Raw genomic sequence first — 12,898 nt, 5'->3', positions numbered from 1 at the left:
TCATTCCTGTTTCAATAAAACGAATTTCAAAAAATAAATAATATATTCTACGCATTAAGCTTTAACGCTTAATCAGCACGCGTAAATTTTCTAAATAATGCTGTGCTTGCTGTTTAGGATCGATATCCCCTGCCAGCTTTTTCTTGCGTCCTAACCACTCCAATTCATCTTGTGGTAGTTCGTCCAAGAAGCGACTTGGTGTCATTTGTCGCATTTGACCACCGGCTTTACGCTGCTCTGCCAAAGTCATAGTTAAACCTTGGCGTGCACGAGTAATTCCCACGTACATCAGACGTCGTTCTTCCTCTACGGTGTCGGCAGCGATAGAGTTCTTATGCGGTAGAATTTCTTCTTCCAGACCAATCAAATAAACGAATGGAAATTCCAGACCTTTCGACGCATGAAGTGTTAACAAATTGACTTTATCGGTGTCTTCTTCTTCTTGTTGCTGTTCTAACATATCGAGCAGCACCATCTTACGAATCACACTTTCAATGTTCTTTTCATCTACATCTTCTGCACGGTTAATCAAACTTTGAATACTGCTATATAGCACTTCAATATTATCCAGCTTGGTTTTTTCCTGCGCAGGTGTCGCTGCAGACTCTTTCACATAGTCGATATAACCTGCTTCAATCATCATGCGACGAATAATGGGAACAGGCTCATCATCTTCTAATAATTCACGGGTAAAGGTCGAAATAAAGTCCGCAAATTCGGCCAATTGGGTTGTGGCTTTTTTCGGAATCGCCATGCTCAAGCGCTGATCCCCTGCTGCACTGAGCAAAGATAAATTACTTTCCTGCGCAAATAGACCAAGCTTTTCCAAAGTCACAGGACCAATCGCACGTTTTGGCGTATTGATAATTCGTAAGAATGCGCTGTCATCTTCAGGGTTAATGATCAGACGCAAGTAGCTCATCAAGTCCTTAATTTCAGCACGAGCGAAGAAAGACTGACCACCCGATAATTTATACGGGATCTGCATTTGGCGGAGCTGTGTCTCAAGAGCGCGCGCTTGGAAATTACCACGATATAAAATGGCGTAGTCTTTCCAGTTTTTACCGTTCATCAGCTTATGCGTGATCAAGTCTTTTACGACGCGTTCTGATTCATCATCGTCATTACGACAAGTAATCACGCGGATCACTTCACCGTGGCCTTTATCTGACCAGAGCTTTTTATCGAAAATATGTGGGTTATTGCCAATAACGGTATTTGCTGCTTTTAAGATCCGACTGGTCGAGCGATAGTTTTGCTCAAGCTTAATGACTTTCAGATTACGGAAATCTTCGTTCAATAAAGCCATGTTCTCAGGCTTAGCACCACGCCATGCATAAATCGATTGGTCATCATCACCTACCGCGGTGAACTGCCCCATGACACCCACAAGCAATTTCACCAAAATATATTGCGCGGTGTTGGTATCTTGATATTCGTCGACCAATAAATAGCGGATTCGATTCTGCCAACGATCACGCACTTCTGCATTTTCTTGTAATAAGCGCGTCGGCATGACAATCAAATCATCAAAATCCACAGCATTGTAGGCACGTAAATTACGCTCATACAGTTGATACAGATGTGCAAACTGAACATCTTCTGCTGTTTCACAGGTGGTGTGCGCTTGCTCAGGTGGAATCAGATCGTTTTTCCAATCTGAAATCATTTTCATGGCTTTGGCAATCAGCTCTTTACTTTCTGCACCGGATAAATTGTCACGATGCATTAAGTCCATCAAAATGCGTTTGCAGTCATCTGCATCTAAAATTGAAAAGTTATTTTTCAGTGGTGTATTTTTTAATTCCAAACGGAGCATATTCAGCCCGAAGTTATGGAAGGTAGAAACCGACAGCCCTTTTGCCTCTTCACGGCTCATCAGCTTTGTCACACGCTCTTTCATTTCTCGCGCGGCCTTATTGGTAAAGGTCATCGCGGTGATACGGTGCGCAGGAATACCACAATGCTTCACCAGATAGGCAATTTTACGGGTAATCACCGATGTTTTGCCTGAACCTGCCCCTGCAAGTACTAACAAGGGTCCTTGAGTGTATTTCATTGCTTCAAGTTGCTTGTCGTTCAACTGACTTGCCAGTGACATAGTCTTTCCTCTTATTAATTCGAGGATGATTATAGTCATCTGAAACGATCTTGCCTAATGCAAAATGTATTTTATCGGTCATTAAAAATGCCATAAAAAAAGCCACCCGAGGGTGGCCTTTCGTTTCGAACTAAAACTTATTTAGTTTCGTAAACTGAGATTTCTACGCGACGGTTTTGTTCACGACCTGCAGCAGTTGAGTTATCCGCTACTGGAGAAGTTGAACCGTAACCACGTGCAGTAATACGAGTTGAAGAAATACCTTGAGACGCTAGGTAGTTTTTCACTGAGTTTGCACGGTTTTGAGAAAGTGGGTTGTTGATCGCATCAGAACCTGTGTTATCTGTGTGACCGTGTACAACGATTGCAAGTTTGTTTGCAGTACCGTCTTCACGCAATACTTTAGCAACGTCATTCAACGCAGATTGGAACTGAGATTGAATAGTTGAAGAGTTAGTTGCGAAAGTTACTGATGGCATAACAAGGTTGATCGAACCATCTGGATTACGACCTACGTCAACACCAGTACCAGCCAATTCTTGTTTAAGACGTTGTTCTTTCTTATCAAGAAGAAGACCTGCACCACCACCAACTACAGCACCAATTGCAGCTGCTTGACCCATTTTGTCTTTATCAGCATTAGAATAAGCAATACCAGCGCCTAAAAGAGCACCTAGACCAGTACCGATTGCTGCTTTGTCATATTCCATGTTTTGACAACCAGTAAGTGCCATTGCCCCAACTACTGCCGAAATTACTAGTGCACGCATTGCATGCCTCCTTCTTTGTGTTTTGTTGTATGGTTGAAATGATGAAGTAAAACAAATGGCTGAACCATTGATTTTTTGTTAATAATAAAACGTTTAGTTACAATTTGTAATATGAATACGAGATTTATTTGTTAATTCCATCACAATTTCTTCACAGTTCTGCAGATGCCCTTTTTTATTTAATCAACTCGAACTATATTTATTAGAATCAATCATTATTTGGACAATTTCCGCTAGGACTTTTTATATGTCATCTCAAACAAATAAGCAACCGACACTAAAAAAAATTAGCAAAGGACTTACCGTCGGTTCAGTTATGACAGGCAGTACTTTTTTCCATGGTCCTCCTGTACTAGCCCTTGGTCTAACCAAACTCTTTAAAAAATCAAAAAAGGTTGATGAAACCAACATAAAAATTACCAACAGTTGGCTCACGGTCAATAACTGGTTAATTGATCACGTTTTACCCAACACAAAATGGGATATCACCATCGATGAAGACCTCGATTTAAATTTGCAGGGTCGTTATCTCATGACCTGTAACCATCAGAGTTGGGTCGATACAACAGTTAACCAATATTTTGGTTTAACCCGTATGCCACTGACACGTTTCTTTACCAAATGGGAGCTCATTTTCATTCCATTTGTGGGACAAGCTTTTAAAATTTTAGGCTTTCCAATGATGAAACGTCATAGCAAAGAACAAATCGCGAAAAATCCTGAACTTAAATATCGAGATATGGAAGAAGCGCGTAAATCTTGTGAACAGTTATTGAGCCAGCCTTTTACCCTGCTGAACTATTTGGAAGGCACTCGCTTTACACCTGAAAAACATGCGCAGCAGCAGTCGCCGTATCAAAACCTTCTAAAGCCGAAAGCAGGTGGTTTAGCACTGGCACTCAATATTTTAGGGGATCAAGTTGATGCCCTCGTGGATATGACCATCGTCTATCCAAATGGTGCGCCGGGTTATGGCGAATTTTGGCTCGGTGAAGTTCCACGCATAGCCGTGGATTTACGTAAAATTAAAATTCCAACGTGGGTGCATGGCGGCAACTATGAAGATGACGTAGAGTTCCGTGAAAAATTTCAGCATTGGGTGGATGAGCTGTGGACAGAGAAAGACCAACTCATTACTCGTATGAAAGCTAAATACTCAGTTACTGAATAATTAAGAAGAAGTTTTTATGTCGCAGAACAGCATGCCGCAAAACAAGAAATCTAAATATCATCATGTCAATCCAAACAGTTGGTCATTCAAACTGTTTTTGATTTATGACATTTTCATGGTGTTTATTATTGTTTTTAACTTGTTCTGCCTATGCATGAACTTTTTCCTCATGAGCAATCTTGGCAGTTGGTTCTTTAACAGTATCCACCTGCCCGATGTGCTGAGTTTTTACCGTGAACATTTGCATCCGTGGGTGATTACCACCGAAGCGTGGTTCATTATCTTTTTGATTGTAGAACTGTTGGTGCGTTGGGCGATTGCCATCATCAACAAGCACCATCAGCGCTGGTTCTTCTTCCCGTTTATACATTGGTACGAAATTTTAGCTATTGTGCCGCATTTACGTTTCCTGCGTTTATTTCGCGCGGGCGTGATTGCCTATCGACTGTATGAAATGGGTTATCAGATCGTGCCATCGGCATGGCAAAAGAAAGCTTTGTTTTATTATCGTGTGGTGATGGAAGAACTGTCTGATCGAGTAGTACTTACCGTGTTAGATGGTGTTAAGCATGAGCTCAATACCAGTACAACCCATAAAGACCTAATTAGTAATCTTGTGCAGCATCACCGCGAGATGTTCACCCAAGTTTTAGCTGAGATTTTGCAAGAAAATTTAAGCAAAGAGCTACGTACTGAACGTGAATTGATCGCCAAAAATGTCGGACAAATCGTCAGTCAGGCCATTGAAGATACCCCCGAGCTCACGCAGCTATTGCGCTTAGTGCCAATCGTTGGCAGCCGCATTGAACAGCAGATTCAAAGTATCGGGCAACGTTTGGGTGAAAATATTACCCAAGGTTTAATTTCCCCATTGGCTTATCCCAATACATCTACGGCTCAAAAACCCAATCTATATTTAGACATTTCACAGCGTGTTAGCCGTATTGAAATCGAAAATAATGCCCAGCTGGATGAGTTGGTTCGCTCTGCGGTTTTTGAAAGTCTAGAAGCCATTCGTAAGCAAGTGAAAGTAAAACAGTGGCAGCAGATTATGCAGGAACAGGACCAAGCTACAGAATAAACACTCAGTCAAAAATAATTGCGAACTCCGCTAGAGTATTCATGCAAATTGTTCTAGGATTTGCTCTATTTACAACATAACTACTTCGGCACAAAAGTAATAGTTAGAAGTCTCAAGGATTCAATATGGCTGATATACGGATAAAAGGCAAAATGGTCAATGCGATTCGCATTCACCTCGATACCAATGATCATGATGCGATCCGCCAGCAACTTACTCCAATGTTCCAAAAGGCTTTTCCACCCGGAACATTAGCCGTGATTGAAAGTACGGTTGATCAAGAACTAATTGCACTGATTCAACTACTTATTAGTATTGAAATTCAACCGATTGGTGTCACTGAAGGTCCGCTATCGGACCAAGCACGTGCTATCCAATTTCCCGTAGTTCCTGCGGATCGCAAACTACAACAAGTTAAACCGACACGCGAACAAGTGGTTGAAGAACCCGCGCCTGCAGAAGAAAAAACCGAAGATAAAATTGCTGCAGTCGAAGTACCGACCATTCGTCATGCTACGTCGTATCACAATGAAATCTTGCGTACAGGTCAATGTTTAGTCCAAGACCATGGCGATATCATTATTAATGCTGGTATTAATAGCGGTTCAGAAGTAATTGCTTCAGGAAATATACATATTTATGGTAGTGCTCGTGGTAGAGTCATTGCCGGAGCTGGTGGGAACACGGCTGCACGTATTTTCTGCCATTCATTAGAAGCTGAATTGGTTTCAATTGCAGGGACTTACTGTGTCGCTGATGACATTCCACCTCATGTGGTCAAACAGCCAGTACATATTTATTTGAATGACCAGCAAGAGCTAGTATTTGAAGCTTTGCAATTTTAATGTATAAATAATCACCAAACCCCTAATTAAAAAAGGGGATTTAAACCATAACAGGAGTGGATTCGGTGGCGAAAATTGTTGTCGTAACATCAGGTAAAGGTGGCGTAGGTAAAACAACTACAAGCGCATCTTTTGCAACAGGTTTAGCCCTTCGCGGCCACAAAACTGTTGTGATCGACTTTGATGTGGGTTTACGTAACCTTGACTTGATCATGGGCTGTGAACGCCGCGTTGTATATGACTTTGTAAACGTATTGAATAACGAAGCTCGATTACAACAAGCGCTTATTCGCGATAAAGATATTGAAAATCTCTACATTTTGCCAGCATCTCAAACACGTGATAAAGACGCGTTAACAGATGAAGGTGTAGCACGTGTGATGGACGAACTTTCTCAAGAGTTCGATTACATTATTTGTGACTCACCTGCGGGTATCGAACGTGGTGCAATTTTAGCAATGTATCATGCTGATGAAGCGATCATTGTGACGAACCCAGAAATTTCTTCGGTACGTGACTCTGACCGTATTATTGGTATGCTCGACAGCAAAACCAAAAAAGTAGAACAAAACGAAGGTCGTATCCGTAAGCATCTCTGTATTACACGTTTCAATCCAGAACGTGCGGATAAACAAGAGATGTTGACGATTGATGACATTTCAAAAGATATTTTACGCGTACCGACTTTAGGTGTTATTCCTGAATGTAAAAGCGTTCTACAAGCATCAAACGAAGGTAAACCAGTGATTCTGTTTACAGAAGAAGCGGCTGGCCAAGCGTATGATGACCTTGTTGCACGTTTCCTTGGTGAAGAGCGCCCTTACCGTCATATTACGGTAAAACCTAAGGGTTGGTTAGCACGTCTATTTGGAGCGTAATCATGGCAGGATTCTGGAGCAAACTTTTTAGCAGCGACGAGAAACCGTCAAGCGCACAAACGGCAAAAGACCGTTTAAAAGTCATCGTGGCATCTGAAAATGGTCTAGGTAAACGCCTTAGCCAAGACAAGATTGACATGATGAAAAAAGAAATCATGCAAGTAGTAAACCGCTATGTTCGTGGTGTAGATGAGCAACATATTCAAATGTCTGTTCGTTCTGAAGCGAATATTGAAATGCTTGAAATGAATATCAATTTGCCTGAAGAACGTTAATCTGAATTCTGATTAGCCAAGTAAATTGAATCAAGGCAAAATGTGAGGCTGGATCAGTAAAGCGCTGCTTTACCCAGCCGCAAGATGAGAAGCTTTGCTTCGAGTGGGCTGGATTAGTTTTATTCCTTTGTTAGATCAAAAGCTTTGCTTCGAGTAAACGGGATAAAAAATAACTTTTGATCCAACCATAAAATGAGTCGCTTAACTTAGAGATGACGAATAAAACCATTTTACTTGCGTACTCATTTTTGCCTTTTTGTATTTTTAAACCAGCAAGGAGATTGCGATGGCATTATCTCAGCCAGCAACGTTCAACGAAGAATGGTCAGATGAGCGTGTATTTGCCTACCTTACTCAGCTTCCTCCTGAAGGAGTGAATGGCGACTTTCACGTGCTTTACCATGCTTTCAAACATATGCGTCCAAATGACTATGAGCGTCTTTTGACTCAATTCGTTGCCGATGGCCGTGATGTGAACGCAACTAATCCTGAAGGTCAGCGTATTCATGACGTGATTGCTCAATACCCACGTCAAAGCGCAGGTTTCCTCGAAGTATTGGCAAAATTTGCTTAATTTCGAGTAACAAAAAAAAGCCCGCATGATGCGGGCTTTTTTTATCTTATTTAAAATCGGCGTTATTGAATATCATCATAATCAATGCACGGTCAACATGAGCAATGGAAACATCAAGCCAAAACCAATGGTTTGTACACTAATAATCGCCGCCATCAGTTGTGAATCGCCCCGATAATAGCGTGTCAAAATATAAGACGATGATGCCGTCGGCAAAGCAAAAAAGACCACTAAAATCATCCGCTCAAAATCAGTCAAACCCATCCATGTACTCAATAGATAAGCAATACATGGCATTAACATGAGACGCCCTATCGTATTTAAACTTAAACGACGTAGATCGGCGCGCATTTGCTGAAACTGTAATGCCGCTCCCACAGACAATAAACCCAAAGGTAAACTCATTGCCGCCAATATTTTTAGCAGCTCGGGTAAACCATTAAATAAGGTGAGACCTGATAAATTAAATAGAACACCGACTACACAACCTAGAATGAGCGGATTTTTCGCGATAGAAATACAGGTTTGTCCAAGCTGTTTAACGCTGATATTGGAAAAAGACAGGACAGAAATGATATTCACCAAAGGAACAGCCACAGCAATCAACATGGCAAACATTTGCATGCCTTCTGAGCCAAACAGCGCCCCCATTAATGACAAGCCAATATAGGTATTAAAACGAATATGACTTTGGATATACACGCCAAAACGCTGCACGGGGATATGCATAAACTGCTTGATCCCCCACAACACGATGCTGATCAAACAGGTGCCCGCAACCAGTACTGTCAACATTCGTGAAACAGTGTTCATATCCAATTGCACGGCTGATACATTCAAAAATAGCAGCACAGGAAATAAAACGTAGTAATTGAGTTTTTCTGAATTTGCCCAAAATTCATCCTGAACAAACTGTGTGTATTTAAGCATATAGCCCATCGCTATTAATGCAACGAGGGGAAACAATGCGACGACGATATTCATGCTGTACGCCTTGAAATAAACAAGCTATTTCATCTTTAACCATTTATGTAGTACAATATAATCCTCATCTAGACTCATAACGAAATGAGCAATTACTCATGGCAATGACATTTTCTCAGCTTGAAATTTTTATTAAAGTCGCAGAACAACAAAGCTTTACTCTCGCTGCTCGGCAACTGGGAATTACTCAGTCGGCTGTCTCTCATGCATTAAAGTGTTTAGAGCAACATTGGAATGTCAGCTTATTTAGCCGTGAGCAAGGCGAAATAAGCCTGACCCACATTGGTCAGCAGTTATTGCTGCATGCCAAAGAAGTCATCAATACCGCACAAATCATGCAACAAGAAGTGCATGCCGCACATGGTATTCAACAAGGAACACTGAGAATTGGTTCTTTTGGTTCTTCTAGTTCGATTCATCTGCTTCCAGAGCTATTAAAGGCATATAGAGAGCGCTATCCACACATTGAAATCTATGTCGAAGAAGGTACTGATGCAGAAGTGTCTCGTTGGATTTCTGAACGTCAGATTGATGTTGGTTTTGCCGTACTCCCCAAGCCGCAGCTGTTCACCTTCCCCTTAATTCAAGACATTTTCATTGCCTTGATTCCAGATAGTTATTCAGTTTCCAAACACAGTCATTTAGATATCCAAGACCTGCAAAATTACCCCTTTATTATGACCCGTGCAGGCAGCCAGTCCCATGTCGAAAAACTGCTTAAACAACACTACATACAACCTAAAATTACCTATCAAATGTCGCAACTGTTAACCATTTTAAACATGGTGAATTTACAGGAAGGGATTGCTATTGTTGCAGATATGGCGATGCCTACTGAGCTGTTGGCGTTGCATCCACATGTGGTTAAACGTCCACTCTTTCCAAATACCCAACGGCAAATTGGACTCGCCGTAAAAAATCAAAAACTCATGAGCCCTGCCTGCAAAGCCTTTATCGAACTGGCCCAGTCCATGTTCTACCAAGATGAGTTCTCAATCTAAAAATAAAAAACCTGCCGAAGCAGGTTTTTTGTTTTAGGACTTAGACCAAGATATCTCGTTTACCATTTGGCCCCATCCCACTGACGATACCATTTTCTTCCATCTGATCAATAATCCGTGCAGCACGGTTATAGCCGAGACTGAATTTACGTTGCAGCGAAGAAGTAGAAGCTTTACGTGTTTCCAAAACGAAACTAACACATTGATCATACAGCGCATCACGGTCTGATCCACCATCACCATCTTCAAAACCGCGAGATGTCGGCTCTTCATCATAAGGCGTGAGGATCTCATCGACATAATTCGGTTCACCGCGCTCACGCCATGCATCACAAATACGGTTCACTTCATCGTCTGAAATAAACGCGCCATGCACCCGCTCAGGTTCAATTTTACCCGGTCCGAGGAACAACATATCACCATGACCCAGTAAGTCTTCTGCACCACCAGCATCTAAGATAGTACGTGAATCCAGTTTACTGTTGACACGTAGCGCAGCACGGGTTGGAATATTGGCTTTGATCAAACCCGTCACCACATCTACGGTTGGACGCTGTGTCGCCAACAGCAAATGAATCCCTGCTGCACGTGATTTTTGTGCAAGACGGGTAATCATTTCTTCGGCTTTTTTACCCACTTGCATGATCATGTCAGCAAATTCGTCGGCAACAATTACGATCAACGGCATTGGCTGTAAACGTGGCGCACGACTTTGGGTTGCAGAGTCATCTGGCTTCCAAGTTGGATCAATCAGATCTTCACCATTGGCCATTGCTTCTTCAATTTTACGGTTAAAGTCAGTCAGCTTACGCACTTTCATCAAGGACATCAGCTTATAACGACGCTCCATTTCATTGACACACCAGTTCAATGCACTCACCGCATCTTTCATGTCGGTTACAACAGGCGTTAATAAATGTGGAATATCGTTATAGTTGGCAAGTTCCAACTGTTTCGGGTCAATCATGATGAGTCGCAGTTGCTCAGGTGTGTATTTCAACAACATCGATAGCAACATGGCATTGACTGCGACTGACTTACCAGAACCTGTAGTACCTGCCACCAACATATGCGGCGCTTTCGCCAAATCGGCCAAGACAGGATTACCCGAAATATCTTTACCCATCGCCATACTAAGTAAGGCATTTGGATCACGGTATGCCGGCGTTTCTAACAGCTCAATAAGACGAACCATTTCACGTGAACTATTTGGGACTTCAATCCCGATATACGGTTTACCCGGAATAACTTCCACCACACGTACAGAAGCCATAGACATCGAACGCGCCAAGTCACGTGAAATATTGGTGACTTTAGACGCTTTCACACCAGGTGCCAAGTCAAGTTCAAAACGTGTTACGACTGGTCCCGGCTGTGCCTCTACAACTTTGGCTTTGACATTAAACTCTTGCAGTTTAATTTCTAAAAGTTCAGACAAGCGAGACAATTGCTCTGCAGTGAAATTGACTTTCTTGTTCGGATCTACAGGATCTAAGATTTCCAAGCCCGGCAAAGTCGGTAAATCCAAGCGTTTTTGTGCCACTTGCATCGCACGTGACATTGGACGACCAGAAGCATCAGTTAAAGGCGCATCAAAGTCAAAATCATCTTCGAGATCTAAATCGATGTCTTCAGGTTTACCCGCCGTTTCTTGCCACACTTCACGGAAAGCATCTTTATTCGAGCTGATTAAGGCTTTTTCATCATCAGATACAAAAGTCTGCGGCTGCGTATTAATTTCAGCACGAACCAAAGGCGTAGATTGCGCATAACTACTGGTTGTACGAACTGGCTGTGACTGTTCTATCGCTGGCTCTGCTTCTTCAACCAGCAAATCATCGAGATCATTAAATTCAGTTTCAGCACTGATATTTTTCGGTGTGGTCAGCGGTGTAATCTGTGCAGCAGCTACACCTAAACCTGCAACTGTGGCAGCAGCACCTGTAGCAAATTCATTTGAATGCGTTGCTGGACTTTCATTTTGAGCTGTATTAAATGGGCTATGCACATCCGTCGCTGTTTTACTATTTGGAACAGCCGCTAATAGCTCATCAAAGATTTCATCATCATCCCAATCAACTGATTTTTTAGCCGCTGGCGCTGCTTCTGTCGAAGAAGTCGAATGCACATCTGCTGTTTTGTTGAAATATTCAGTTTGATTGGCAGGCTGCTCTTCTTCCGCAGCTTTGAGTAAAGCATCAATATCTTGTTTATGACGTTGGTCATCATTGGAATGTAATGCGCGCCAAACTTCACCTGTTGCAACAACACGTTGTTGATCTTGTTCAAGCTGATGCACTTTCGCCAAGGTATGTTCAAAATCTTCATCAGATGGCGTAGCAGTCTCTGCCAAATCTACCGCAGATGAATGCTGTGCGTTCCATTCTTTGTCTGCCCATTCTTTATCGGCAATATCATCAAATAAACGTTCAGCGACGCGATCACGTACCACAGGATCGACATCGACCGCATGATGTTCGTCGGCTGGTGTTACTGGTGCAACCACTTTTGATGCATGCGCAGCAGCACTATCTTTTTTAGTCGTTGGTACTGTACGGTCAAATGCGGTGTCGCCTTCAGGCACATTGCGATAGAACAAATCTTGCAGATAAGCTGGTGTGGATTTCATGGTTGCCCATGTCTTATTCCACTTGATGCCAAAGGCCAAAGTGAACAACATGATCCAAAATGCAACAAGAAATATTGCTGCACCATAGACCGTTAATATTTGTTCAAGACTTTGACCCAGTTCATAGCCAATGATCCCGCCCGATGCATTTTCTAAAGTATCTTCAGGGACATTCCAAAACAGGAAAAGTAAACTTGAAGTTGCCAGTAAAATAAAGAACTGAGCGGCATAGCGAAATGGACGGTTTAGAAAACTACGTGGCCACCACACTTGAATTGCTTCGAGAAATAAATAGACAGGTATCAGCAGACTTGCCCAACCTAAAAATCCATAGAGTAAATCAGCGATCCATGCACCTGCGACGCCGCTGGCATTTGAAACTTGCTGAGTATCACTGGATAAATGCATCCATCCCGGATCAAATGGCGTATATGTGACTGTTGCAAGGAACAGATATATCCCAAATGAAACAAGGAATAATGTCATTATTAAGCGCTGTGCATATGCACCCGACACCGCTGTCATATACGTTCCTGTAACCAATTCTTCATGAATGTTTTTGTCATTACCCACAACAAAAATGGGCTGA

General features: G+C 42.2%; 11 protein-coding genes. 7 read left to right on the top strand and 4 right to left on the bottom strand.

Annotated features, from left to right (window positions below):
- Window positions 1-61 precede the first annotated feature (61 nt).
- Complete coding sequence (locus tag FTT98_RS09645; RefSeq protein ID WP_180041046.1) at window positions 62-2,101, bottom strand: UvrD-helicase domain-containing protein; 2,040 nt, start codon at window positions 2,099-2,101, stop codon at window positions 62-64.
- Between the two features lie 137 nt (window positions 2,102-2,238).
- Window positions 2,239-2,871 carry an OmpA family protein gene (locus tag FTT98_RS09640; RefSeq protein ID WP_180004246.1) on the bottom strand — a complete coding sequence of 211 codons (633 nt, stop codon included), beginning with the start codon at window positions 2,869-2,871 and terminating at the stop codon, window positions 2,239-2,241.
- A gap of 247 nt (window positions 2,872-3,118) precedes the next feature.
- Between FTT98_RS09640 and FTT98_RS09635 the strand changes: the two genes are divergently transcribed.
- From FTT98_RS09635 to FTT98_RS09610, 6 genes are all read left to right on the top strand, one after another.
- Complete coding sequence (locus tag FTT98_RS09635; RefSeq protein ID WP_180177323.1) at window positions 3,119-4,042, top strand: acyltransferase; 924 nt, start codon at window positions 3,119-3,121, stop codon at window positions 4,040-4,042.
- A gap of 16 nt (window positions 4,043-4,058) precedes the next feature.
- Window positions 4,059-5,123, top strand: coding sequence for a preprotein translocase subunit SecA (locus FTT98_RS09630; RefSeq protein ID WP_373423587.1), 1,065 nt, complete (start codon window positions 4,059-4,061; stop codon window positions 5,121-5,123).
- A 125-nt stretch (window positions 5,124-5,248) separates the two neighbouring features.
- Entirely contained in the window at window positions 5,249-5,968 is a 720-nt protein-coding gene (minC, locus tag FTT98_RS09625; protein WP_078193110.1) for a septum site-determining protein MinC, read from the top strand.
- Window positions 5,969-6,033: 65 nt separating this feature from the next.
- The gene (minD, locus tag FTT98_RS09620; protein WP_067670152.1) at window positions 6,034-6,846 is read left to right on the top strand and encodes a septum site-determining protein MinD; all 813 of its coding nucleotides are present in this window, start codon (window positions 6,034-6,036) and stop codon (window positions 6,844-6,846) included.
- A gap of 2 nt (window positions 6,847-6,848) precedes the next feature.
- Complete coding sequence (gene minE / locus FTT98_RS09615; RefSeq protein ID WP_078190039.1) at window positions 6,849-7,121, top strand: cell division topological specificity factor MinE; 273 nt, start codon at window positions 6,849-6,851, stop codon at window positions 7,119-7,121.
- A 286-nt stretch (window positions 7,122-7,407) separates the two neighbouring features.
- The gene (locus FTT98_RS09610; protein ID WP_067766167.1) at window positions 7,408-7,695 is read left to right on the top strand and encodes a PA4642 family protein; all 288 of its coding nucleotides are present in this window, start codon (window positions 7,408-7,410) and stop codon (window positions 7,693-7,695) included.
- Between the two features lie 81 nt (window positions 7,696-7,776).
- Here the strand turns inward: FTT98_RS09610 and FTT98_RS09605 are convergent, their stop codons facing one another.
- On the bottom strand, window positions 7,777-8,679 hold the full coding sequence (locus FTT98_RS09605) for an AEC family transporter (protein ID WP_180041050.1): 903 nt from the start codon (window positions 8,677-8,679) through the stop codon (window positions 7,777-7,779).
- Window positions 8,680-8,783: 104 nt separating this feature from the next.
- Between FTT98_RS09605 and FTT98_RS09600 the strand changes: the two genes are divergently transcribed.
- On the top strand, window positions 8,784-9,680 hold the full coding sequence (locus FTT98_RS09600) for a LysR family transcriptional regulator (RefSeq protein WP_180041090.1): 897 nt from the start codon (window positions 8,784-8,786) through the stop codon (window positions 9,678-9,680).
- Between the two features lie 40 nt (window positions 9,681-9,720).
- Here FTT98_RS09600 and FTT98_RS09595 read toward each other — a convergent pair whose 3' ends face one another.
- Window positions 9,721-12,834 (bottom strand): DNA translocase FtsK, encoded by a 3,114-nt coding sequence (locus tag FTT98_RS09595; protein WP_180041052.1) that lies wholly within the window; start codon window positions 12,832-12,834, stop codon window positions 9,721-9,723.
- Window positions 12,835-12,898: the final 64 nt, after the last annotated feature.

It is taken from the genome of Acinetobacter sp. YH12039, assembly GCF_013420015.1.
Taxonomy (GTDB): Bacteria; Pseudomonadota; Gammaproteobacteria; order Pseudomonadales; family Moraxellaceae; genus Acinetobacter; species Acinetobacter amyesii.
Note: the sequence above shows the minus strand (reverse complement) of the source record. Positions and strands in the feature narration are given on the sequence as shown.